The 23,258-nt window shown below is 62.7% G+C and carries 21 protein-coding genes; 15 read left to right on the top strand and 6 right to left on the bottom strand.

What is annotated here, in order from left to right:
• Nucleotides 1–100: 100 nt before the first annotated feature.
• Together panB and RO009_14025 are read right to left on the bottom strand one after the other, a co-directional pair.
• The gene (gene panB, locus RO009_14030) at nt 101–928 is read right to left on the bottom strand and encodes a 3-methyl-2-oxobutanoate hydroxymethyltransferase (protein MDT3686150.1); all 828 of its coding nucleotides are present in this window, start codon (nt 926–928) and stop codon (nt 101–103) included.
• A gap of 3 nt (nt 929–931) precedes the next feature.
• Nucleotides 932–1,516 carry an NnrU family protein gene (locus tag RO009_14025; GenBank protein MDT3686149.1) on the bottom strand — a complete coding sequence of 195 codons (585 nt, stop codon included), beginning with the start codon at nt 1,514–1,516 and terminating at the stop codon, nt 932–934.
• A 54-nt stretch (nt 1,517–1,570) separates the two neighbouring features.
• Here RO009_14025 and RO009_14020 point away from each other — a divergent pair, with 54 nt between their 5' ends.
• The 3 genes from RO009_14020 to RO009_14010 all read left to right on the top strand — a co-directional run bounded on the left by RO009_14020 (nt 1,571) and on the right by RO009_14010 (nt 4,951).
• Entirely contained in the window at nt 1,571–2,551 is a 981-nt protein-coding gene (locus tag RO009_14020; protein MDT3686148.1) for an NAD(P)/FAD-dependent oxidoreductase, read from the top strand.
• Between the two features lie 88 nt (nt 2,552–2,639).
• Complete coding sequence (locus RO009_14015) at nt 2,640–3,989, top strand: FAD-dependent oxidoreductase (GenBank protein MDT3686147.1); 1,350 nt, start codon at nt 2,640–2,642, stop codon at nt 3,987–3,989.
• Nucleotides 3,986–4,951: a tripartite tricarboxylate transporter substrate binding protein gene (locus RO009_14010; GenBank protein MDT3686146.1), complete on the top strand. Its 966-nt coding sequence runs from the start codon at nt 3,986–3,988 to the stop codon at nt 4,949–4,951. Before RO009_14015 ends, RO009_14010 begins: the two co-directional genes overlap by 4 nt.
• Before the next feature lie 8 nt (nt 4,952–4,959).
• On the opposite strand, the gene RO009_14005 is transcribed toward RO009_14010, so the two are convergent.
• From RO009_14005 to RO009_13995, 3 genes are all read right to left on the bottom strand, one after another.
• Nucleotides 4,960–6,900, bottom strand: coding sequence for an AI-2E family transporter (locus RO009_14005; GenBank protein ID MDT3686145.1), 1,941 nt, complete (start codon nt 6,898–6,900; stop codon nt 4,960–4,962).
• Nucleotides 6,901–7,455: 555 nt separating this feature from the next.
• Nucleotides 7,456–8,859 carry a M20/M25/M40 family metallo-hydrolase gene (locus RO009_14000; GenBank protein MDT3686144.1) on the bottom strand — a complete coding sequence of 468 codons (1,404 nt, stop codon included), beginning with the start codon at nt 8,857–8,859 and terminating at the stop codon, nt 7,456–7,458.
• A gap of 104 nt (nt 8,860–8,963) precedes the next feature.
• The gene (locus tag RO009_13995; protein ID MDT3686143.1) at nt 8,964–10,679 is read right to left on the bottom strand and encodes a DUF853 family protein; all 1,716 of its coding nucleotides are present in this window, start codon (nt 10,677–10,679) and stop codon (nt 8,964–8,966) included.
• 230 nt (nt 10,680–10,909) lie between these two features.
• Between RO009_13995 and RO009_13990 the strand changes: the two genes are divergently transcribed.
• The 12 genes from RO009_13990 (at nt 10,910) to RO009_13935 (ending at nt 22,521) form a co-directional block, all read left to right on the top strand.
• Nucleotides 10,910–11,269, top strand: coding sequence for a DUF2267 domain-containing protein (locus RO009_13990; protein MDT3686142.1), 360 nt, complete (start codon nt 10,910–10,912; stop codon nt 11,267–11,269).
• 51 nt (nt 11,270–11,320) lie between these two features.
• Nucleotides 11,321–11,728 (top strand): DUF4332 domain-containing protein, encoded by a 408-nt coding sequence (locus RO009_13985; GenBank protein ID MDT3686141.1) that lies wholly within the window; start codon nt 11,321–11,323, stop codon nt 11,726–11,728.
• Nucleotides 11,729–11,955: 227 nt separating this feature from the next.
• Nucleotides 11,956–12,726: a dihydropteroate synthase gene (gene folP, locus RO009_13980; GenBank protein ID MDT3686140.1), complete on the top strand. Its 771-nt coding sequence runs from the start codon at nt 11,956–11,958 to the stop codon at nt 12,724–12,726.
• Nucleotides 12,723–13,091, top strand: coding sequence for a dihydroneopterin aldolase (folB, locus tag RO009_13975; GenBank protein ID MDT3686139.1), 369 nt, complete (start codon nt 12,723–12,725; stop codon nt 13,089–13,091). Before folP ends, folB begins: the two co-directional genes overlap by 4 nt.
• A 157-nt stretch (nt 13,092–13,248) precedes the next feature.
• The gene (gene folK, locus RO009_13970; GenBank protein ID MDT3686138.1) at nt 13,249–13,743 is read left to right on the top strand and encodes a 2-amino-4-hydroxy-6-hydroxymethyldihydropteridine diphosphokinase; all 495 of its coding nucleotides are present in this window, start codon (nt 13,249–13,251) and stop codon (nt 13,741–13,743) included.
• 45 nt (nt 13,744–13,788) lie between these two features.
• Nucleotides 13,789–15,639: a methylmalonyl-CoA mutase subunit beta gene (locus RO009_13965; GenBank protein ID MDT3686137.1), complete on the top strand. Its 1,851-nt coding sequence runs from the start codon at nt 13,789–13,791 to the stop codon at nt 15,637–15,639.
• A complete protein-coding gene (gene scpA, locus RO009_13960; GenBank protein ID MDT3686136.1) occupies nt 15,636–17,795 on the top strand; it encodes a methylmalonyl-CoA mutase in 2,160 nt (719 codons plus the stop codon). The genes RO009_13965 and scpA overlap by 4 nt, the downstream gene beginning before the upstream one ends.
• A 36-nt stretch (nt 17,796–17,831) precedes the next feature.
• The gene (gene meaB / locus RO009_13955) at nt 17,832–18,827 is read left to right on the top strand and encodes a methylmalonyl Co-A mutase-associated GTPase MeaB (protein MDT3686135.1); all 996 of its coding nucleotides are present in this window, start codon (nt 17,832–17,834) and stop codon (nt 18,825–18,827) included.
• Nucleotides 18,824–19,471: a pyroglutamyl-peptidase I gene (locus RO009_13950; GenBank protein MDT3686134.1), complete on the top strand. Its 648-nt coding sequence runs from the start codon at nt 18,824–18,826 to the stop codon at nt 19,469–19,471. Before meaB ends, RO009_13950 begins: the two co-directional genes overlap by 4 nt.
• 376 nt (nt 19,472–19,847) lie before the next feature.
• Nucleotides 19,848–20,645 carry a DUF3750 domain-containing protein gene (locus RO009_13945; protein ID MDT3686133.1) on the top strand — a complete coding sequence of 266 codons (798 nt, stop codon included), beginning with the start codon at nt 19,848–19,850 and terminating at the stop codon, nt 20,643–20,645.
• A gap of 46 nt (nt 20,646–20,691) precedes the next feature.
• Nucleotides 20,692–21,666 carry an arsenosugar biosynthesis radical SAM protein ArsS gene (gene arsS / locus RO009_13940; protein MDT3686132.1) on the top strand — a complete coding sequence of 325 codons (975 nt, stop codon included), beginning with the start codon at nt 20,692–20,694 and terminating at the stop codon, nt 21,664–21,666.
• A 48-nt stretch (nt 21,667–21,714) separates the two neighbouring features.
• Nucleotides 21,715–22,521, top strand: a complete 807-nt coding sequence (locus RO009_13935) for a TIGR04283 family arsenosugar biosynthesis glycosyltransferase (GenBank protein ID MDT3686131.1) — start codon at nt 21,715–21,717, stop codon at nt 22,519–22,521.
• On the opposite strand, the gene RO009_13930 is transcribed toward RO009_13935, so the two are convergent.
• Complete coding sequence (locus tag RO009_13930; protein ID MDT3686130.1) at nt 22,411–23,256, bottom strand: DMT family transporter; 846 nt, start codon at nt 23,254–23,256, stop codon at nt 22,411–22,413. The two genes, RO009_13935 and RO009_13930, sit on opposite strands and share 111 nt — an antisense overlap.
• Between the last annotated feature and the right edge of the window lie 2 nt (nt 23,257–23,258).

The raw sequence follows: 23,258 nt of genomic DNA, 5'->3' as shown, positions 1-23,258 counted from the left end.
CAGACAGCAAGGTCAGGTCAGGGTCGTGGAATGGCGGGTAAAATAGCCATGTGGCGCGGGCAAGGCAAAGCCTGATCCCGGCAGCGTTAACGGCCTGATGTCAGGGCTTTTTCGCCTTCATGCCATAAACATTATCGGTGCCCGGAAAGGCACGCGAACGCACCTCGTCGGCATAACCCTTGATTGCGGCTTCGATCCCCGGCCCCAGGTCGCCATAGCGTTTGACGAATTTCGGCACCCGCGGCGTGAGGCCCAGCATGTCCTCCATCACCAGGATCTGCCCGTCGCAGGCGGCGCTGGCGCCGATGCCGATGGTCGGAATAGGAATTTGACCCGTGATCTTGCGCGCCAGCGGCTCGGCCACCGCCTCGATCACGACCGAGAAAGCCCCCGCGTCGCTGACCGCCTTCGCGTCATTCTCGATCGCGGCCCAGTCGGCCTCCTCGCGCCCCTGCGCGCGGAAGGAGCCGATGGTGTTGATCGCCTGCGGCGTTAGCCCGATATGCGCCATGACCGGCACCCCGCGTTCCGCCAGAAAGCGGATGGTGTCAGCCATGCGCGCGCCGCCTTCCATCTTGATGGCGCCGCATGTCGTTTCCTTCATCACCCGCGCCGCCGACGCAAAGGCCTGCTCCTTCGACGCCTCGTAGGAGCCGAACGGCATGTCGACGACGACCAGGGCACGTTGCGAGCCGCGCATCACCGCGTGGCCCTGGAGGATCATCATCTCGAGTGTCACCGGCACCGTGGTCTCAAGCCCATGCATCACCATGCCGAGCGAGTCGCCAACGAGCAGCACATCGCAATACTTGTCGGCCAGCCGCGCCGTATGCGCGTGATACGAGGTCAGCGAAACGATGGGCTCGCCGTTTTTGCGGGCGCGAATGTCCGGCGCAGTCAGGCGCCTGATCTCCGTTTGTGATGACATGATTTATCCCGTGAAGGCCGGAACGCCGATGACATAGGGATGGAACCATAGCCCCAGCCCCAGATAAACGACAATGCCCACCACGATCGCAGCAACATCGCGCGGCCAGCCGCCGATCGGGATTACGAGACCGCCGGGATCGGTGCGGTGCTTGAGCGAGATGCGGCCGAACACCGCCCAGCCAAGAATCGATCCGAACAGAATGATCGAGCCAAGATCGCCGTTGGCGATGAGATGCGCGGTCGCCCATAATTTCACGCCGACCAGCATGGGATGTTTCAGCACCCGTTTGATGTTGCCAGCGATGTAGGCGGCGACGATGCAGATGGTGGCGATCAGCATCAGCAGCGCGGCGAGATGCCGCGTCCATGCGGGCGGCGACCACATATCGATCAAGCCGGCCGCACGGTATTGCGCAAAGCCATAGACGATGAGCACGAGGCCTGCCAGCGACAAAAGCGAATACAGCCCCTTGTAGGGTCCCTCGCCGATGCGACCGATCAGATCGGCGCGCGCCTTGCGCTGCGTGGTAAAGACATGGGTGCCGATGAAGACGGCAAGCCCAAGGATCATGATCGCGAGGCCCATAGCGCCACCCGGCTGGCCAGACTGGAAAGGTTCCAGTAGAGGACGGCGGCGACCATGGCAAGCCGTGCGACCGCGACCGGCCGCTGGCATGGAACGCAATCGAGCGTTCCGACTTCTGTTGAGGTGACGCGACAAACATCCGACCTGGATTGCCTGATCATAGGCGGCGGACCAGCCGGGCTGACCGCCGCCATTTACCTCGCGCGCTTTCGGCGGAATGTGCTGGTGGTCGATGATGGCAAGAGTCGCACCGCACTCATTCCGGAAAGCCACAACTATCCCGGATTTCCCGCAGGCATTTCCGGCCCGTCCCTGCTGGGCAATTTGCGCAAGCAGGCGGAGGAATATGGCGCGCGTCTCGAACAGGGACGTGTGGACGCCCTTGCCCGCGACGCCGGCGCATTCGTCGCGCGCTCCCGCGCGCGGGTATGGAAGGCCAGACGCGTGCTGCTGGCGACCGGGATTATTGACGAAAGTCCGGAGTTGCCCGGCTTGCGCGATGCCGTCTATCGCGGCGCGCTGCGCTATTGTCCGATCTGCGATGCCTATGAAGCGAAAGATCGCCGCATCGGGGCGCTCGGCCGCGTCCAGATTGCCGGCAAGAAGGCCATGTTCCTGCGTACCTATTCGCGCGATGTCGTATTATTGCCCATCGATGATCCGACCAACATGGCGCCGGCGACCCGCGAGACCCTGAACAAGGCCGGCATTCGCTTTCCTGACTTGCGAGTCGTCGATATTGAGCGCGACGACGACAGAATCACCGCGGTGCTGGCCAACGGAGAGCGTATCGACGTGGACGTACTATATCCCATGCTCGGCTGCGACGTGCGCTCCGAACTGGCGACGGCGCTCGGTGCACGCAGCAACGACATCGGATGCTTGCACGTCGACGATCACCAGCGCACGTCAGTGGATGGCTTGTATGCTGCCGGTGACGTCGTCACCGATCTGCACCAGATCAGCGTTGCGACAGGCCATGCCGCCATTGCGGCAACCGATATTCACAACAGCCTCCCCCGCAATTTCCGCTGAACCCTGGCCGGGCAGCCCAGGCCTCTCCGCAAGACGTTTGACAAGGCCGACAGGAGCGGAATAGGCACATCCGCCGCAGGACCCGCAGATGAACGCAGCCCAGACCTTGACCGAGCCGGCACGTAGCGTTCCGGTCTTCGGGGAGTTTGACATCGTCGTGCTCGGCGGCGGGCCAGCCGGCATTGCTGCGGCAGCTGCTGCAGGAAATCTGAGATGCAATACGCTGCTGGTCGAGCGCTATGGGTTTCTTGGCGGCATGGGGACCGCGGCCGGCGTCACCAATTTCTGTGGCCTGCATGCCAATGTACATGGCGAGATCCGTCAAGTGGTGCGTGGCATCGCCGACGACCTGCTCGCCCGCATCGATCGGCTGGGCGGACTCAACAAGCCGCATTCGATTTTCGGCAAGACTTTTGCGCAGGCCTATGACAACGCTGCCTACAAGATCGCCGCCGACGATCTGCTGCTCTCTCGCAATGTTGACATCCTGTTTCATGCGCTCGCGGCCGGCGCGGTGGTGGATGGAGAGCGCGTGGACGCGCTGCTGCTCGAGACCAAATCCGGCCGTCAGGCGGTGCGTGCGAAGATTTTCATCGATTGTTCGGGCGACGGTGATCTTGCTGCCTTTGCTGGTGCACCGTTCGAAATCGGCGATGCCGATGGCGGCATGCTTTTCCCGACCATGATGTTCCGTCTCAGCGGCGTCGATCCAGATACGGCCGGCGAAGCGTGGAAGTCCATTCCGCTGCTCATGGACGAAGCGGAGAAGCGCGGCATGCGCTTCCCGCGCAAGGGCGCCATCGTGCGTCCTATGCTGCATCCGACCGAATGGAGAGTGAACGTCACGCAGATCAAGAGCGCAAACGGCCGAGCGCTCGATGGCACCGACGCTATCGAACTGAGCGCGGGGGAGATCGAAGGCCGCAAGCAGGCACTGGCTTTCTTCGAATTTCTGAAGGCAAACGCGCCAGGTTTCGAAAAGTCCTACATGATCGATATAGCGCCGCAGCTCGGCATCCGCGAGACGCGGCGCATTGAGGGCCTTTACAAGCTGACGCGCGAGGATGTGCTGAGCTGCGCAAGCTTCGACGACACGATCGGCGTCAATGGCTGGCCGATCGAGGCGCATGTCGCCGGCGACGTGAAATGGGAATGGCCGGATATTCCCGGCTCGCGCGGCTTCAACCACCTGCCCTACCGGATGCTGCTGCCGCAAAAAGTAGCCAACCTCTTGGTCGCCGGACGCTGCGCATCTATGTCTCATGAAGGCCAGTCCGCGGCGCGCGTATCCGGTCCCTGCTTCGCCATGGGCGAGGCTGCCGGGAGCGGCGCACATCTCGCTCTTGCCGGAAATGTCGATCCGGCCGACATTGATGTCACGCAACTGCAGAACACCCTCGAACGAAACGGTGTCTTTCTCGGGAAGGATGGACAATGAAGAAACTTGTCCTCGCATTCGCCGCCATGCTCGCTGTAACCGCTCCGGCCGCCGCCCAGGATTGGCCGGCCAAGACGGTGAAGATCATCGCTCCTTTCGGGCCCGGCTCCACCCCGGACATCGTGGCGCGTCTGATCGCCGATGAACTGCAGAAGAAGTATCCAGCTTCCAATTTCATCGTTGAGAACAAGGCCGGCGCCGGCGGGGTGCTTGGCACCGACATGGTCGCCAAGGCCGCCCCCGATGGCGCGACGCTCGGCGTAAGCATCGGCGGACCGCTAGCCATCAACACAATTCTGATGTCGAAGCTGCCTTACGACCCGAGAAGGGACATCGTCGCCGTCACCCAGCTTGTCACCATGCCGAGTGCGGTCACCGTCAACCCCTCGCTCAATGTCAATTCGGTCGACGAGCTTATCGCCTTGCTGAAGAAGGAGCCCGGAAAATACAATTTCGGCTCAATCGGCAACGGCTCGCTCTCGCATCTTGCGATGGAGGCGATCGGCATCAAGAGCGGGGCCAGGATGGTGCATGTGCCCTATCCATCCTCGCCCGCGGCGACAACGGCGCTGATCCGGGGTGACGTGCAGCTCGCCGCGATGCCCGCCATTGCGGTGACGCCGCATGCCGAGGCGGGAAAGGTGAAGATTCTTGCCGTAACACTCGCCAAGCGCTCGCCCTTCCTGCCGAATATTCCGACGCTGAAGGAATCCGGCATCGACGTGGAAGCGGACACCTGGATGGGCCTGATCGCGCCGGGCACAACGCCGAAAGCGCTGATCAAGAAGATCAACAGGGATGTCGTTGACGCGATCAAGTCGAAAGCGGTACGCGACAAGCTGGCGACGCAGCTGATGGAGCCGGTCGGCAATTCGCCCGAGCAGTTCCGCGCCGTGATCGACAGCGAGATCGAACGCTGGGCGCCGATCATCAAGGCGGCAAACGTACAGAAGATAAATTGATCGGCCAGTCATTGTGCCGCGGCTGCCAGATCAGGCGCCACGGCGGAAGCCACCTGCGATGTTGGCACGTTCAAGGCATTGGCAACCGCCTCGGCGACGGAGAATGCTGCGAAATCCGCGCCAAGTTTTGCGGTGGCCTTGAGCTTTTCGTTCATGTCTCCGGGATGCGACCATAGAACGACGCCAATTCTCAATCGGGGGCGCATCCTCTTCAACCTGCGAACCAGAAAACGACCGTGATGAAGTGAATCGGGGTTGAGGAAGCAAATAACGATCGTTTCCACGCCATCGACTTTCAGTTGCCGCAAGCGCGCCGGCTCTAGGTCGGCGTAACCCGACTCGGCGGCGGTCGCGCCGGTGACGCGCAGAACCTGGGCCAGCATGGAAGCCGTGGCGTCATCGAGAGGACCACGGCCGCCGACAGCCAAGACGCTTCGGCCGGTCCCGTCCGAAAGATCAATTTCGGCAGCCGCCTTGTCGTCGACGCCAGTCTCTCCCTGCATTTTGCTTTTTTCGCTTTTTGCTCGGCCCGCGCCCTCTTCCGGTAACCCGCCATTTTCCCTCTCCTCCGCCTCCTCCTCTTCTTCTTCCAGCGCGATCTCCTTGAGGTTGGAGACCAGCATCTGCGCACTGGCGGCGAGCCGCTGCTTTTGCTCTTCGGTCATCACCCCGCGGGCCCGATCCTGTTCCGCAAGCAGCATGGCAGGAATGGCGATCTGCTCGTAAAAATCAGCAAGCTGTTTCTCTTCGAGAAATTCCTCAGCCTGGTCGGTGGCTTCATCGGCGTCCCCGGCGAGAAGCCGCTGATACAGACGTGCTTTGGGATCGAGCACCGGCTCGCTGCCGAACAATACTTCGAAAAACTGAAATTGCGGTACGTGCTTGCCCAAGACCACGAGGCATACCGTCAGCGGTGTCGACAGCACAAGCCCGACCGGCCCCCAGATCCAGGTCCAGAAAATGGCGGCGACAATGATGGCGAGCGGCGAAAGACCTGTTTTCGATCCGTAAAGCCAGGGCTCCACAATGTTGTTGCTGATCACCTCCATCACGATGAACAAGGCGGCCGCCCACAAGACCAGGGACCAGCCGGGCGCCACCGCGACGGCCAGGAATAGCGGCAAGACCATTGCAATCACCGGTCCGATATAGGGAACGAAGCGGAGCACGATCGCCAGCAAGCCCCAGAGCACCGCATTCGGAATTCCGATCAGCCACAGCCCGATGCCGATCGGGACGCCATAGGCGACGTTCACAATCAGCTGCATCAGCAGATAGCGGCCGACACGCTGTCCGGCCTCTTGCAACGCCTCCGTGGTCCGATGAATGTCGTCATAACCGACCAGGCGGACAAACCGGTCGCGCAGGTCTTCGCGCTCCAGCAGCATGAAGATGACCACCACCAGCACAAGGCCTACCGTCGCCAGCGGGCTGACGAGCGGGGCAATCATGTTGGCGAGGATCTGAATCGGCCTGGCGGGCGAATATATTTCCACCAGAATCGGATCCGGTTCCGGCTTGGCGATGGTCTCGGCGGTAGACTCCTTCGGCTGCTCGATTTCCTTGCCGACGCGCTGGATGGCGTCGTTGACTCTCTTGATTACTCCGTCTTCGGTGCCGGCCTTCTTCAGGTTTTGTATTTTGGTGAGAATATTGGTCTGATAAGTCGGCGCATTCCGCGCAAGGTCCGCCACCTGCGTTGCGACAACGAAGCTGAATGCAGCGAGGCCGATGAAGGTCGCCATCACGACCAGAATGACGGCGACGATGCGCGGCAATCCGGTTTTGCGCACCAACGTCACGACCGGGGCGAGTGCAAATGTCAGCAGAAGCGCAATCGCCAGCGGCATGAACACTTCGCGCGCGAAATAGAGCACCGCGACGGCTATGCCGATCGTGACCACCGGCCAGATCTGCGCCGGCGAGACGGCTCGCGATGAGCCGTTCATGCTTGGCCTCACCGATTCAGGTTGTCGACTCGTTCCAGGCGATCTGCCGGCGCCGAGCAACGTTGGGTGTTCCTCAAATGCCCGGCCTGCGGAATTGTTCCCTTCTGGCGTTCAGCCGGTTCTGCTGATAGGTCGGACATGGGCGCGCGTTATCGCTGTATTGTTTGAGGCGCCGCGTCCGCCTTCGGTTGTTCTCTCAGCAATGAATGAGGGGTGCGGAGCGCCCCGAGGCGCGCCAAGTTGCACAGGGGTGCCGAGAGACGATGCACTCGTGTCACGCTCGCAAGCGCGGCGTTCTAATAAAGCGCGCGGCGCAGGTCTGATCCCACCACCCCCGGGTCACGCTTGGTCCGGCCTAAGCAGACCCGCTTTGCCCCCGGTCCTGGTGCGGAGGGACGGAGCCCCGTGGCAACCCGAGCGCGGGCGGATAGCGCCCGCATTCTGGGCTAGAGCTAGCAGCTCGCTTGAAGCGAAGGGAAATGCGGGACAGCGTACATGTGATGCAAGATCTCTCCTCTATTTCGCTGCATTCAACCCGGGCTACCGATCGCAAGTTCAAGACGCCAGCGCCGCGAGGATGCGCGCCCAGCTCCGCGTGCCTCTATGAAATGACGTGAGATCGTATTTCTCGTTAGGCGAATGCACGCGGTCGTCATCGAGCGCGAAGCCGACCATGAGCGTGTCCATGCCGAGGATACGCTTGAAATCGCCGACGATCGGGATCGAGCCGCCCATCCCGACCGTCACCGCCTTCGTTTCCCACTCCTCCTGCAGCGCCTTGCGAGCCTTCGTGATCGCCGGACTGTCGAAGGGCAGTTGCAACGCCGGCGCACAGCCGAAATTCTCGAAAGTGACTTTGCAGTCGGCAGGGATGCGTTCGCGCACGAAGGCGCGGAAAGCATCGCGGATCTTCTCCGGATTCTGGTCGCCGACCAGGCGGAAGGAGATTTTCGCTTTCGCCTGCGCGGCGATGACAGTCTTAGCACCCTCGCCGGTATAGCCACCGACAATGCCGTTCACGTCACAGGCCGGGCGTGTGGAAATCTGCTCGATCACCATACGGTCACTCTCACCGGAGGGGACTTTCAGGCCAACCTGGCCGAGGAATTCATCCGCAGTCAGGTTGAGCGCCTTTAGATCGGCTTTGATGTCGGCCGGCAATTCGGCAACGCCGTCGTAGAACCCGGGAATGGTGATGCGGCCGTTGTCGTCGTGGATCGCAGCGATGATCTTGGCCAGCACACGCACCGGATTTTGCGCCGCGCCGCCAAACAGGCCGGAATGCAGGTCGCGGTCGGCGGCGGTCACCGTCACCTCTTCATAGACGAGGCCGCGCAAAGAGGTCGTCACCGAAGGCGTGGTCGCGTTCCACATGCCGGTGTCGCAGACGAGCGCCATATCGCGCTTCAGTTCGGCGGCATTTTCTTCAACAAAGGGAAACAGGCTCTTCGAGCCACATTCCTCTTCGCCCTCGATCATCACCGTAATGTCGAGCGGCAGCTTGCCGGTCACTTCCTTGAAGGCGCGGCAGGCCTCGACGAAGGTCATCAACTGGCCCTTGTCGTCGCAGGCGCCGCGCGCAACGATGATCTTGCGGCCATTACCGAGGTCTTCGATGCGCGGCTCGAAGGGCGGCGTCGTCCATTCGTTCAACGGATCGACTGGCTGCACGTCATAGTGACCATAAAAGAGAACGCGCGGTCCGCCATTTGCCCTGCCACTTTTTGATTTCGCCACCACCACCGGATGTCCCTTGGTCGGGCGCACCTGCGCGTCGAGACCGAGGGTCGCCAAATCCTTTGCCACGAAGTCCGCAGCCTGCTTGCACTGATCGGCATAAGCCGGGTCGGTCGAGATCGATTGCAGACGCAGGAAGGCGAATAGCCGCTCTAGGCTTTTGTCGAGATCGGCGTCGATGCGCGCGAGGACTTTGGGGAGGGATTCACTCAAAGATGTCATAACAAACCTCTCAGTTCGTCATGGCTGGGCTTGTCCCGGCCATCCACGTCCAATTCGCAGCCAAGACGTGGATGCTCACGACAAGCGTGGGCATGACGGAGAAACTAGCGCCTCAATATTCCCCCAAGCGTGCCGCGCACGATGGACCGGCCGATCGAAGCGCCGTGCCGCCCGCCGATCTGCTTGCCGATAGATGCAGCAACACCGCCGATCACGGCAGTCGTCACGGTGCGGGCGACACTGCGCGCGACGTGCTGACCCGTCGTCAGCCGCTCGCCTCGCTTCTTGTTGGTGCCGAAGATGCCGCCGAGCCAGTCACCGACGCCGCCCGATTCTTCCTGGGCCGCCTCAGCAGGGGCGGCTTCGCGCGAGACCCGCTTGCCGAGTTTCTCGTAGGCGGATTCGGAGTCAATCGTGGTGTCGTATTTTCCCTTGACTGGGCTTTTTGCCATGATCCCCGACCGCTCGGCCGGCGTGATCGGTCCCATGCGTGCGGAGGGCGGGCGGATCATGCAGCGCTCGACGATCGACGGCGTGCCCTTCGCTTCCAGGAACGACACCAGCGCCTCGCCCTTACCGAGCTCCATGATCACCTGCCCGGTTTTGAGCTTCGGGTTCGGACGGAATGTGTCGGCGGCGGTCTGCACGGCTTTCTGGTCGCGCGGGGTGAAGGCGCGCAGCGCGTGCTGCACGCGGTTGCCAAGCTGCGCCAGAACCTTGTCGGGCACGTCGAGCGGATTTTGCGTCACGAAATAGACGCCGACGCCCTTGGAGCGAATGAGCCGCACCACCTGCTCGATCTTGTCGAGCAGCGCCTTCGGGGCCTCGTCGAACAGAAGATGCGCCTCGTCGAAAAAAAACACGAGCCTAGGCTTGTCCGGATCGCCGACCTCCGGCAATTCCTCGAACAATTCCGACAAGAGCCACAACAGAAAGGTGGAATAGAGGCGCGGATTGGCCATCAGCTTGTCGGCGGCTAGAATATTGATGTAGCCGCGGCCCTCGCGGTCGGTCTTCATGAAGTCCTTCAGTTCGAGTGCAGGCTCGCCAAAGAATTTTTCGCCGCCCTGGTTTTCCAGAACCAGCAGCGCGCGCTGGATGGTTCCGATAGTCTGCTTGGTGACGTTACCGTAGCTCGCGACCGCGCGCTTGATCTCGTCGAGTTGCGGGTTGCCGGTGCCCTCGTCCGCCTCCCTCTTGGTGCCGAACGGCGCGACCGCGTCTAGGATCGTGCGCAAATCCTTGAAATCGAGCAGCGCCAGCCCCTGATCGTCAGCAATCCTAAAGGCGATGTTGAGCGCGCCCTCCTGCACATCGTTCAGGTTGAGAAGCCGCGCCAACAGAAGCGGTCCCATCTCGGACACGGTAGTGCGGATCGGATGGCCCTGCTCGCCAAACAGGTCCCAGAAGATGACGGGATATTCGTCAGGCTGAAATTTAAGACCCATGTTGGCGGCGCGCTCCACCAGGAAATCCTTGGCCTCGCCCAGGGCTGCCACGCCGGACAGGTCGCCCTTGATATCGGCGGCGAAGACCGGCACGCCGGCACGCGAAAAGCCTTCCGCCAATACCTGCAGGGTCACGGTCTTGCCGGTGCCAGTGGCGCCAGTGACAAGGCCGTGACGGTTGGCGAGCTTGAGCGTGAGAAGTTCAGGCTTGTCACTTTTTCCGACAAATATCTGTCCTGGGGGATCGATTTCCGTTGCAAGAGCAGCCGCGGGAGCCTTCTGCGTCTCGGCGTCAGACGCAGTTTCCGCCCGGGATGATTTGGCAGCTTTTCCACTCGCGGTGCCTTTTGGCGTTTTTGATGATTTTGCCATAGCCAAACCTCTCGAAGCTCGCAGCTTTCAGACGTATCTTTCAGCCGTTGCCGTATCCGGTCAACCGCATGCGCAACGTTCCTTTGATCGCGCTTGAACGCAAGCAATGCTGGCATAGTGGCCATCGTGTCACACATGCGCGGAAACGCCCGCAGACGTGTTTTCCTCATTGCCGGGATTGATTATCAATAATCCGACGACCCGCCGCAGTGCGGGAGGGGGCAGAGGTCATGGACGAGCTTGTCACTCGACTCGTCGCAGAGGTCGGCATCGATCGCGATGTCGCCGAGAAGGCGGTCGGAATCATTTTAGCGTTTCTGCTCAAGGAGGGCCCTGCGGACAAGATGCAGGCGCTGCTCGCGAGTATGCCTGGTGCAGAAGCCGCGGCGCGAGCCGGTGAATCCGCCGGCGGCGGCTTCGGAATGGGCGGCATCATGGGGGTCGGAACCCAACTGATGTCCGCAGGACTCAGCATGGGTGAAGTGCAGAGCGTCGCACGCACCCTGCTCGCTTATGCCAGGGAGAAGGCCGGAGAGGACACCGTCGGCGAGATTGTCGCTGCCATCCCGGGCCTCAGCCAATTCGTCTAAGGCCGCTCTCATAGTTCGCAGCGGAAATTTCAAAGGGCGTGCTACGTGTCGATTTCGTATCCGATTAAAAATCTTGACGGTATCGATACTGAGACCGTCGCCATTTTCCGGTCGGTGGGGATTCGCACCACCGAGAAACTGCTCGAAGCGGCGCGCACCAGCAAGGGCAGGAAGCTTCTCGCTGAGAAAACCGGAATTGACGAAAAATGCCTGCTGCGGCTCGCCAACATGGCCGACCGCATGCGGGTCAAAGGCCTTGGCGCCGACTATGCCGAATTGCTGCGGGTCTGCGGCGTCGATACGGTGCGCGAGTTGAAATACCGCAATCCGGCCAAGCTCGCCGCAGCGATGCGCGGGGCAAACGAGAAGCGAAAGCTGGTCAAACTGTTGCCTTCGGACAAGACGGTCGGCCGCTGGATCGACCACGCAAAGAAACTGCCGCTGAAGATTACGTATTGAGCGGTCATTCCGGGACGGTCCGAAGGACGGGCCCGGAATCCAGACGAAAATATTGAGGTTATGTCTGGTTTCCGGGTTCGCGCCTCGGACCGCGCCCCGGAATGACGTTGAAAACATTGACACCTACCATCGGACCGCGCAAAGCGGCGGGCATGAGCCCTGCAACCGCCCTCGCCGACAACCCGTCCGCGCTCACCCGTCTGCTGGCGGCCGAGCGCACGCTGGTGATGGGCATTCTCAACCTGACGCCGGACTCTTTTTCTGACGGCGGGCGCTTTGTCGATCCGGCGGTAGCTATCGCGCATGCGGCCCGCATGGCGGGCGACGGCGCCGACATTATTGACGTGGGCGCGGAATCCACCCGCCCCTACGGCGGCGCGGTCGAGGTGTCGGCTGAAGAGGAATGCGCGCGGCTGAAGTCGGTCCTCCCCGCCGTCGTCGCGCTGGGCAAGCCGGTGTCGATCGACAGCATGAAGGCGAAAGTTGTCGCCTGGGCCATTGCCCAAGGCGCACAGATCGCCAACGACATCTGGGGCCTGCAGCGCGATCCTGACATGGCGCGCGTGGTGGCGGAGCATCGCGTGCCGGTGATCGTCATGCACAATCGCGTCAAGGCGGAGCCTAACATCGACATCATCGCCGACATGATGTCGTTCTTCGAGCGCTCGCTCGCGATCGCCGATCGCGCCGGCATTGCCCGCGACATGATCGTGCTCGATCCGGGCATCGGTTTCGGCAAGACGCCCGCGCAAAGCCTAACGGCAATAGCGCGGCTGGAAGATTTCAAGCGCTTCGGCCTGCCGCTGCTGATGGGTCTCTCGCGCAAGCGTTTCATTTCGCATGTGGTGCCGTCCGAGCCGATGCAGCGGCTGGGCGGGTCGATCGCCGGCAATCTTCTGGCGGTGCAGAAAGGCGCGGCGATCGTGCGCGTGCATGACGTCGCCGAAACCGTGCAGGCCTTGCGCGTGGCCGACGCGATCAGAAAGGTGTCGCAATGACCGACACGATCTTCATCCGCGGGCTGAGCCTTCATGCCTATCACGGCGTGATGGCGCACGAGGCCAAGGTGGGGCAAACCTTCAGCCTCGATCTCGATCTCACCATTGACCTGTCGAGCGCCGCGCGCTCCGACCGGCTGGCGCATACGGTCTCCTACGATCAGGTGGTGGCAACGGCGAGCGAGGCCTTTTGCGCGATACGCTACAAGCTGATCGAGGCGGCCGCCGGCGCGGTAGTCGATGCCGTGCTGGCAAAATTCGACAAGATCACCGCCGTGCGCATCACCGTGCACAAGCCGCACGCCCCGATCGCCGCGACGTTCGACGATGTGGGGATCATCATCAGCCGCGCGCGGAAGGGCTAATGCCGATCGATCAACAATCACCGGCGTCATCCCAGCGCAAGCGGGGGTATTTATGGGCCCCCGGACACAAGTCGGCCAGAGCCGACTTGTGCACCTTGACAATCCGATCTCGGGTAAACCCGAGTTCGGGCGCGGGGACGACTGCGGAGAAAATAACGTGCCGCAGGCGCTGATTGCCTTCGGCGGCAATGTCGGCGACGCGCGCGCGACCATTGATCGCGGCATCGCAACCTTCTGTGACGGACGCGAGGTTCGGCTGGTGAAACGCTCCTCGGACTATGAAACGCCGCCCTGGGGCGTCGAGGACCAGCCCGCCTTCGTCAACGCCTGCATCCTGATCGAGACCAGCCTGCCGCCGCACGAGCTCTTGGCGCGCGGGCAGATGATCGAGCGCCTGTATGGCCGCGACCGGGCGCGAGAGACACGCTGGGGACCGCGCACCCTCGATATCGACCTCATCGACTATGGTGGCGAGGTCATCGAGGAGCCCGACCTCACCCTGCCCCACCCGCGCGCACGTGAGCGGGCCTTCGTGCTAGTGCCGGTTTCGGAGATTGTGCCGGAGTGGCGGATTGGGGGTGTGCCAATCCGGGATGCGCTTGCCCGGCTGGACCGGGCCGGAATCCGCCGCCTCCCGGACCGAAAGTCTTAACCCCGGTCATTTGGCGGAAGCCCGCAGGCATGGCATTTTCCGCCCATGACTGTGCCGGACAACCTGCCCCTCGCCGCCGAATTTCCCCCCGCAACTCGCGAGCAATGGCTCAAGCTGGTCGATGGCGTGCTGAAAGGCGCGCCCTTCGACAAGAAGCTGGCCCACAAGACCTATGACGGCTTGAAGATCGAGCCGCTGTATGAGCGCGCTGCCGGCGCCAGTCCCGTAGCCGGCCGCGCCGCCCTCGCTGCGCCCTGGCAGGTCATGGCGCTGGTCGATCATCCCGATCCGCAGGAAGCCAACCGGCAGGCGCTAGAGGATCTGGAGAACGGCGCCAACGGTCTGGTGATTGTCTGCCCCAGCTCGGTCGGGTCGCAGGGCTTTGGCATCGACACTTCGGCAGACGGCCTCGCCCGCATTCTCGACGGCGTCTATCTCGACGCGGGCGCGCCGATCGAATTCCAGCTCACCCGCGTGGCCAAGGACGTGCCCGAACATGTCGCGGAGCTGATCAGACAGCGTCGCCTTGACCCGGCGTCGTGTAATTTGCGCATCGGTTACGACCCCATCGGATTAATGGCCACGGGCTCTTCGTCTCCGGCTCCGTGGCAAGAGATTGCGCCGCTCTTTGCCGGCATGACGCAAAAGCTTGCCGACGAAGGCTTTCGCGGTCCGTTCGCGGCGGCGGACGCGCGGGTAATCCACAATGCCGGCGGTTCGGAAGCGCAGGAATTGTCCTACGCGCTCTCTGTCGCGCTTGCCTATCTGCGCGCGCTGGAAGCCGGCGGCATTCCGCTCGATCAGGCCCGGCGCATGATCTTCTTCCGTCTCTCGGCGGACGCCGACCAGTTCCTGACCATGGCGAAGTTCCGCGCCTTGCGGAAATTGTGGGGGCGTGTGGAAGAGGCCTGCGACCTTGCGCCAGAGCCGGCCTTCATCGCGGCGGAGACGGCGTGGCGGATGATGACGCGGCGCGACCCTTACGTGAACATGCTGCGCACGACGATTGCCGCTTTCGCGGCCGGCCTCGGCGGCGCCAATGCGATCACCGCGCTGCCCTTCACCTCGGCGCTCGGCCTGCCGGATTCCTTCGCGCGGCGCATAGCGCGCAACATGCAGCTCATCCTGCTGGAAGAATCCAATCTCGCGAAGGTCGCCGATCCCGCGGCAGGCTCCGGCGGCATCGAGGACTTGACCGACAAGCTCTGTCATGCGTCGTGGACGCTGTTCCAGGAGATCGAAGCGGCCGGCGGCGTGACCGCCGCGCTCGAAGCCGGATTGATTCAGGATAAAGTCGCGCAGACGCGCGGCCAGCGCGAACGCGCGGTCGCCATGCGCAAGGATCCGCTCACCGGCACCAGCGAATTTCCTCATCTTTCCGAGAATTCGGTCAAGGTCCTTCAAGCGGCATCGCAAGTCGCGCCGGCATTTTCCGAAAAAGCTCTCCCCTGCATTCGCCTCGCCGAGCCGTTCGAAAAACTGCGCGACGCCTCCGACCGCATGTTGGAAAAGGCCGGCGCGCGGCCGAAGGTGTTTCTTGCAACGCTTGGCACGCCGGCCGACTCCATCGCGCGCGCGACGTTCGCCAAGAACTTCTTCGAGGCTGGCGGGATCGAGGCGATGGAAGGCCATGGCGACATGACAGCCTTGGCCGCGGCGTTCAAACAATCCGGCGCCAAGCTCGCCTGCCTGTGCTCGTCGGACGCGATCTACGCGGCGCAGGGCGCGGAAGCCGCGAAGGCCCTCGCGGCGGCAGGCGCGACGCATATCTATCTGGCAGGCCGGCCAGCAGAGGCAGAAAACCTGAAGACAGCGGGCGTGCAATCCTTCATTTACGCCGGCTGCGACGTGCTGGCGACGCTGAAGGCGGCGCATGATATGGTAGGTGCAGAATGAGCCGCATCCCGAACTTCAGTACGATTGATTTCGCTCCCGTGCGCGGCGCTCAAGCGACTGCTATCGGCGCTGAACCCTGGCTCACGCCCGAAGGCATTCCGGTCAAGCCTCTCTATGGCGAGGCCGATCTGAACGGCATCGATTTCCTGAACACCTGTCCCGGCATCGCGCCCTATCTGCGCGGGCCCTACCCGACGATGTATGTCAACCAGCCCTGGACGATCCGGCAATATGCCGGCTTCTCCACGGCGGAGGATTCCAACGCCTTCTACCGGCGTAATCTCGCCGCCGGTCAGAAGGGCCTTTCCGTCGCTTTCGATCTCGCGACCCATCGCGGCTACGATTCCGACCATCCGCGCGTTGCCGGCGACGTCGGCATGGCCGGCGTTGCTATCGATTCCATCTACGACATGCGAACGCTGTTTTCCGGCATCCCGCTCGACCAGATGACGGTGTCGATGACCATGAACGGCGCGGTGCTGCCGGTGCTCGCGCTCTATATCGTGGCGGCGGAGGAACAGGGCGTTGCGCCGAAATTCCTCGGCGGCACCATCCAGAACGACATCCTCAAAGAATTCATGGTGCGCAACACCTATATCTATCCACCCGCGCCATCGCTCCGCATCATTTCGGACATCTTCGCCTATACGGCGCAGAACATGCCGAAGTTCAATTCGATCTCGATCTCCGGCTATCACATGCAGGAAGCCGGCGCGACGCAGGATCTCGAACTCGCCTATACGCTCGCCGACGGCATCGAATATGTGCGCGCCGGAATTGCCGCCGGCATTCCGATTGATTCATTCGCGCCGCGCCTCTCCTTCTTCTGGGCGATCGGCATGAACTTCTTCATGGAGGTCGCCAAGATGCGGGCCGCGCGCCTGATCTGGGCGAAGCTGATGAAGGGCTTCAACCCAAAGGACGCGCGCTCATTGTCGCTGCGCACGCATTGCCAGACCTCGGGCTGGTCGCTGGCGGCGCAGGACGTGTTCAACAATGTCGCCCGCACCATGATCGAGGCGATGGCCGCGACGCAGGGGCATACGCAGTCACTGCACACCAACGCGCTCGACGAGGCTTTGGCGCTGCCGACCGATTTCTCCGCCCGCATCGCCCGAAACACACAGATCGTGCTGCAGCAGGAATCGGGCACCACCCGCATCATCGATCCCTGGGGCGGTTCGTTCTATGTCGAGAAGCTGACCTACGAGCTCGCAAAAAAGGCCTGGGGCCATATCCAGGAAGTGGAAGAGCTCGGCGGCATGACCAAGGCCATCGAGGCCTCGATCCCGAAACTACGCATCGAGGAAGCCGCGGCCAAGACCCAGGCCCGCATCGACGCCGGACTGCAATCTGTCATTGGCGTCAACAAGTACAGGCCGAGTTCTGAGACGCCGATCGATGTTCTTAAAGTGGATAATTCAGCAGTCCGCACCCTTCAAATCGACAAGCTCAGCCGGCTGAAGAAGGAGCGCGATCCGCAAAGGCTCGAAGCAGCCCTCACAGCGTTGACCAACGGGGCAATGCAGGGCGGGAATCTGCTGGCGCTCGCCATCGATGCCGCGCGTGCCAAGGCGACCGTGGGCGAGATATCATCGGCCCTGGAAAAGGTGTTCGGCCGCCACCGTGCCGAGATCAAGGCCATTTCCGGGGTTTACAAAAGAGAGGCCGGCGAAATGTCCGACACCGTCGCGCGGGTGCAGAAGCTGGTCACGCAGTTCGAGGCCGACGAAGGCCGCCGGCCGCGAATTCTCGTCGCCAAGATCGGCCAGGACGGCCATGACCGCGGCCAGAAGGTGATCGCCTCTGCCTTTGCCGATCTTGGCTTCGACGTCGATATCGGCCCGCTCTTCGCCACTGCCGCGGAGGCCGCGCGGCAGGCAGTGGAAAACGACGTGCATATCGTAGGCGTTTCCTCGCTCGCGGCGGCTCACCTCACCGCGGTGCCGGAATTGAAGGCCGAGCTGGAGAAGCAGGGACGCGGTGACATCATGATCGTGGTCGGCGGCGTGGTGCCGCCGCAGGACTGGGATGCCGTGAAGGCCGCCGGCGCGGAGGCCATCTTCCCGCCCGGCACGGTGATCGCCGATGCGGCCGAAGACCTGATCGGCAAGCTCAACAAGCGCCTGGGTCACGGGCAAAAGGCGGCGGAATAGCTTCCCGCGCGCAGGCGCTTCCTCTATTTCTGGCTCATGGCCACCCGCTCCGAGTCGTCCTCCGACACGTCCGCCCTCGCCGCCCGCATCCGCGCCGGCGACCGTGCGACTTTGGCGCGGGCGATCACCCTGATCGAGAGCAAACGTGCCGATCACCGCAAGAGCGCACACCAGCTTGTGCAATCGCTCCTGCCGGAGACCGGCAAGGCGCTGCGCATCGGCATCACCGGCTCGCCGGGCGTCGGCAAGTCGACCACCATTGACGCGCTGGGTAGCTATCTGACCTCCGAGTCCCACAAGGTGGCGGTGCTGGCGGTCGATCCTTCCTCGACGCGTACCGGCGGCTCGATCCTCGGCGACAAGACGCGGATGGCGAAACTCGCGACGGACCCAAATGCTTTCATCCGGCCTTCGCCCTCCTCCGGCACCCTTGGCGGGGTGGCGGCGAAGACACGGGAGACCATGCTCCTGTGCGAAGCTGCCGGTTTCGATGTGATCCTGGTCGAGACCGTCGGCATTGGGCAATCGGAAACGGCCGTCGCCTCGATGGTCGATTTCTTTCTGGTGCTGATGCTGCCCGGCGCCGGCGACGAATTGCAGGGCATCAAGAAGGGCGTGGTCGAACTCGCCGACATGATCGCGGTGAACAAGGCCGACGGCGACAACCTCAAGCGCGCCAATCAGGCGGCGGCGGAATATCGCGCTGCGTTGCACATCCTGAAGCCGCAATCGGCGACTTGGGCACCGCCGGTCATCACCTATTCGGCGCTGACCGGACAGGGCGTCGCCGACTTGTGGAAACAGGCGGAAAAATATCGCGCGCAGATGAGCGCCACCGGCGAATTCGCTGCGAAGCGGCGCGAGCAGCAAGTCACCTGGATGTGGGCGATGCTGGAAGACCGGCTGTTCGCGCAACTGCGCAACGATTCGAAGCTGAAGGCGAAGCTGCCGCAACTGGAAAAGGCAGTGGCGGCGGGTACGCTGTCGCCGATGCTGGCGGTCGAAGAGATCGCCGAGGCGATGGGGCTGTGAATCGCAAGCGCACCGTCCTGATCACCGGCTTCGGCCCCTTCCCCGGCGCACCGTTCAACCCCTCCGGACCGCTGGTGCAAAAGCTGGCACGTCTGCGTCGGCCGGCCTTTGCCGATATGCGGTTGATCCCGCATGTCTTCGCGACGAGCTATCGCAGCGTCGATCAGGAGCTGCCAAAACTGATTTCGCATCATCGGCCGGATGCCATCGTGATGTTCGGTCTGGCCACACGTTCGCGCCATGTGCGGATCGAGACGCAGGCGCGCAATGCGTTATCGGCTTCCCCCGATGCCATGGGACAGACGGCCGCTACATCGACGATCAAGCACAGTCACCTCCCCCTGCCGATGCGCGCCCCGCGCGCTGCATTGCTGCATGCGGCCCGTAGCTGCAAAATTCCGGCGCGGCCATCGCGCGATGCTGGACGATATCTGTGCAATTACCTCTACTGGCGCGGGCTGGAAGCGGCTGGCCAGCCGCGCGGTCCTGAAATCGTGGTCTTCATCCACATCCCGAATATCCGCCGGAAGCCGGTCCGTCGCGGCGGCAGGCGCCGCCGCTACTCAGAGCATGACCTCGCAACAACGGGAGAAGCGATCTTGCGCGCGCTCATCGCTGCGCTGAGATCCCGCGCTTACCGCTAACCCTCAAATGCGAAAAGCAATGGCGGGCGCGCCTTCGCTGGTTCCCCCAGCTAAGGACCGATGCGGGCGCGTGAGCCGCTGATCACGCCGCCAATTTGCTCGAGAAAGATGCCGTTACGGGCGCCGGCGCTGCGCTCATTGCCAACAATCTATTTGCGGATACACAGCGCGGCGCGACTGTCGGACTGAAGTTGCGGAAAGCTGCCACCGGCGATTTCGCCAAGACGGAGCCAGCCGTTATCCGCAGCTCTCGATTTCGAGCAACCGGGTGCGTTGACCAAATCCGCCCCGCCCCGCAGACTGATCGACATTAAAGCTTGGCAATGTGACTGTGCCGCCATTTTTTCGGGCCAATATTGGGGTCTAGCTTTTCGCCATGACAGAATCCGCATTGCCACGTCGCGCCCGCAAGAAAATCGTGTTCCTGTCCATCCTCATCCTTTTTCTCCTGCCCGTCGCCGCGCGCGCGACCTTCTTCGCCTTTGAGGATCGTCCGCGCAGTTTCCGCGAGGCGAACTGGTCAAGCACGGGGACACTGCCTGCCGCAGCAGAACATCCGGAGGCGCGGGTGCTGGTCATGTCTGGCCGCACCGGCGGCTGGAAGGGTGTGGTTGCGGTGCATAGCTGGATCGTGTTCAAGCGCGAGAATGCGCCGCGCTGGAACCGCTACGACGTGGTCGGCTGGGGCAGTCCGGTGCGGCTGAACGGCTGGGCTCCGGACGCGCGATGGTATGGCACCCCGCCAAGCGTCGTCGCCGACATCAAGGGCGTGGAGGCGCAGACATTGATTCCGAAGATTGAGCAGGCCGTGAAGGAGTACCGTTACGCCAATCACGGCGACTACCGGATCTGGCCGGGTCCAAACAGCAATTCCTTCGTGGCGACGGTGCTGCGCGCCATTCCGGAAATCGGCATCACCATGCCGCCCAATGCCATCGGCCGCGATTTCCGTCCGGGACCGTATCTTGGATGGGCCGACAGCGGCACCGGCATTGAGGCGAGCCTGTGTGGCCTGCTGGGCGTAAAAATCGGCTGGGTGGAAGGTATCGAAGTGAATGTCCTCGGGTTGGTTGTGGGCTTCGACATCCGCGACCCGGCCATCAAGCTGCCCGGCTTCGGCCGTATCGGACTCAACATGTGGTCGGCAAGCGCGGCAACCCTCTCCCCGCGCTGACATCCGCTGATTTGCGGCGCCGGCGAGATCGTGAGACCCTTGGGCAATGCGAGGCACTTGGCCGCAGCTCGACAAGATTCCCTTCCCCGCCATTGCGCGCGGACCGGTCACGACGCTGCAGATCAATGTCGGCTACCGATGCAACCAGTCCTGCGTGCATTGCCACGTCGCGGCCGGCCCGAACCGCACCGAGGAGATGGCGGGCGACGTCGCCGATCTGGTGCTGCGGGTGCTCGAACGCCGCAACATTGCAACGCTCGACATCACCGGCGGCGCGCCCGAGCTCAATCCGCATTTCCGCAGGCTGGTGACAGGCGCGCGCAATATGGGCGTGCGGGTGATGGACCGCTGCAATCTCACGATTTTGCATGTGCCGGGCCAGGAGGACCTTGGAGAGTTCTTGGCCGGCGAGCAGGTCGAGATTGTCGCGTCCCTGCCCTGCTATTCAGCAGACAACGTCGACAGCCAGCGCGGCAAGGGTGTGTTTGATGCCTCGATCCGCGCCCTGCAAAAGCTCAACGCGCTGGGCTATGGCCGCGACGGGTCCGGCCTCGTGCTCAACCTCGTCTACAATCCGCAGGGACCCTCGCTGCCGCCGCAGCAGACAGCTTTGGAAGCCGACTACAAGCGCGTTCTCGGCGCGCAACATGGCGTGACGTTCACCAATCTCTATACGCTCGCCAATATGCCGATCCAGCGTTTCGGCTCGATGCTGATTTCCAAAAAGCAATTCGACGGTTATCTCGCGCTGCTGCGGCGCGCGCATCAGGACGCCAATCTCGACGGCGTCATGTGTCGCTCGCTGATCTCGGTCGACTATCGCGGCTATCTCTATGACTGCGACTTCAACCAGATGCTCGATCTGCCACTCTCGCGCGGAACACGCGATCGACTGCACCTGTCGGATTTCCTGGGAGATGATCTGGCAAACAATCCGATTCGCGTTGCCGGCCACTGCTATGGCTGCACTGCAGGCCAAGGCTCAAGCTGCGGCGGCGCGCTGAAAGAAGCCGCAGAGTAGTTGCAAAAAAGCCGGATCGCCCTCGGCCGATTCGGATATTCTGTGCTCATGCCTGAACTTTCCATCATCGTTCCCGTGCTGAACGAGGCGCAGCGAGTGGCGTCCACGCTGCAAATGCTGGCGCCGTTTCGGCAGCGGGGCGCCGAAGTCATTGTGGTCGACGGCGGCAGCAACGATGAAACGCCCGACATCGCCTATGACCTTGCCGACCGGGTGCTGATCGCGCCGCGCGGCCGCGCCATGCAGATGAATGCCGGCGCCAGCGTGGCACAGGGCTACGTGCTTCTCTTCCTGCATGCGGATACCTGGCTACCCCCCGACGCCGATACGCTCATTCTTTATGGCCCGGGGCGGGAAACCTCGGTCTGGGGACGTTTTGACGTTGAGATCGAAGGGCAGCACAGGCTGCTGCCGCTCGTCGCGCGGATGATGAATGCGCGTTCGCGAACCACCGGAATTGCGACCGGCGACCAGGCCATGTTCATGACACGCGAGGCTTTCATCCAGATCGGCGGTTTTCCGAATATCGCGCTGATGGAAGACATCGCGATGTCGAAGAAGCTGAAGGAGATTTCGCCGCCGCTCTGTCTGACCGCGAAGGTGCTCACATCGGGGCGGCGCTGGGACGAACAGGGATTGTGGTCCACCATCTGGCGGATGTGGCGGCTGCGACTGGCCTATTATCTCGGCGCCGATCCAACGGAACTGGCGCGCCGCTATGGCTACAAGCCGCAGCAGGACGATCTAGCTGAGCCTGAGGAGCAGAAGCCCGAACAGGATCAGCAGCGCAGCGACGAGCCGGGCCGGCCGGACTGGCTCTTTGAGAAACATCACCGCAATCGCCGCGCCGAATAGAACGCTGGTTTCCCGCAGCGCCGCGACAAGCGCAATGGGCGCCAGCGTCATGGCCCATATCGCAATTCCGTAAGAGAGAAGCTGCAGTGCACCGCCGCCCATACCGGATAGCCAGTAAGGCCGCATCATCGGCCAGAGAACCGGGCCGCGCCGCAAAAAAGCATAAAGCAGCATCGCCATGCCATTGCCGGCAAACATCGCCAGCGTATAGGGGTGTGGATCGCCGGCGATGCGGGCACCGATGCCGTCGACCAGCGAATAGGCGCAGATGGTCACAGCGGTAAAGAGCGCAAAGCCCAGCGCCCGGCGGTCCATTTTCGAAAGGTCGCCCCCACCGCGCGCCGAGAGCAGCACCACGCCGCACACCAGCGCCAGAATTCCGGCCCATCCGGTCGCATTCACCTGTTCGCCAATCAATAGAGCGCTGCCCAAGGCCGTCATCAGCGGCGCCGCGCCGCGCGCCAACGGGTAGACCTGACCCAGATCGCCGGTGCGATAGGCTTCGCTCAGGCCGATGAAATAGAATAGATGGATGGCAATCGAGGCGATTACCCAAGGCCATGCGGCCGCCGGCGGCACGCCGGTGAATGGCAGCAACGCGACCGCAATGACACCCGCTCCGGAGGTGATCAGCGTGGTCGCCGGCAGCGGATCGGGTCCCACCTTGATGACGGCGTTCCAGGCCGCGTGACAGGCGGCAGCGAACAGGACAGCCAAAAAGACGAATGCGTCCATCC

Origin of the sequence: Pseudorhodoplanes sp. (genome assembly GCA_032027085.1) — a bacterium.
Lineage (GTDB): Bacteria > Pseudomonadota > Alphaproteobacteria > Rhizobiales > Xanthobacteraceae > Pseudorhodoplanes.
The sequence above is the reverse complement of the archived record's forward strand: the minus strand, read 5'-3'. Positions and strand labels throughout refer to the sequence as shown.

Bases quoted from the DNA above. Each gene is read 5' to 3' on its own strand.
- RO009_14005 (MDT3686145.1), bottom strand. From the start codon at position 6,900: ATGAACGGCTCATCGCGAGCCGTCTCGCCGGCGCAGATCTGGCCGGTG.
- RO009_13935 (MDT3686131.1), top strand. From the start codon at position 21,715: ATGCCTGAACTTTCCATCATCGTTCCCGTGCTGAACGAGGCGCAGCGA.
- RO009_13995 (MDT3686143.1), bottom strand. From the start codon at position 10,679: ATGGCAAAATCATCAAAAACGCCAAAAGGCACCGCGAGTGGAAAAGCT.
- arsS (MDT3686132.1), top strand. From the start codon at position 20,692: ATGCGAGGCACTTGGCCGCAGCTCGACAAGATTCCCTTCCCCGCCATT.
- scpA (MDT3686136.1), top strand. From the start codon at position 15,636: ATGAGCCGCATCCCGAACTTCAGTACGATTGATTTCGCTCCCGTGCGC.
- meaB (MDT3686135.1), top strand. From the start codon at position 17,832: ATGGCCACCCGCTCCGAGTCGTCCTCCGACACGTCCGCCCTCGCCGCC.
- folB (MDT3686139.1), top strand. From the start codon at position 12,723: ATGACCGACACGATCTTCATCCGCGGGCTGAGCCTTCATGCCTATCAC.
- RO009_13930 (MDT3686130.1), bottom strand. From the start codon at position 23,256: ATGGACGCATTCGTCTTTTTGGCTGTCCTGTTCGCTGCCGCCTGTCAC.
- RO009_14025 (MDT3686149.1), bottom strand. From the start codon at position 1,516: ATGGGCCTCGCGATCATGATCCTTGGGCTTGCCGTCTTCATCGGCACC.
- RO009_14010 (MDT3686146.1), top strand. From the start codon at position 3,986: ATGAAGAAACTTGTCCTCGCATTCGCCGCCATGCTCGCTGTAACCGCT.
- RO009_13965 (MDT3686137.1), top strand. From the start codon at position 13,789: ATGACTGTGCCGGACAACCTGCCCCTCGCCGCCGAATTTCCCCCCGCA.
- RO009_14020 (MDT3686148.1), top strand. From the start codon at position 1,571: ATGGCAAGCCGTGCGACCGCGACCGGCCGCTGGCATGGAACGCAATCG.
- RO009_13990 (MDT3686142.1), top strand. From the start codon at position 10,910: ATGGACGAGCTTGTCACTCGACTCGTCGCAGAGGTCGGCATCGATCGC.
- RO009_13945 (MDT3686133.1), top strand. From the start codon at position 19,848: ATGACAGAATCCGCATTGCCACGTCGCGCCCGCAAGAAAATCGTGTTC.
- panB (MDT3686150.1), bottom strand. From the start codon at position 928: ATGTCATCACAAACGGAGATCAGGCGCCTGACTGCGCCGGACATTCGC.
- folP (MDT3686140.1), top strand. From the start codon at position 11,956: ATGGGCATTCTCAACCTGACGCCGGACTCTTTTTCTGACGGCGGGCGC.
- RO009_14015 (MDT3686147.1), top strand. From the start codon at position 2,640: ATGAACGCAGCCCAGACCTTGACCGAGCCGGCACGTAGCGTTCCGGTC.
- RO009_14000 (MDT3686144.1), bottom strand. From the start codon at position 8,859: ATGACATCTTTGAGTGAATCCCTCCCCAAAGTCCTCGCGCGCATCGAC.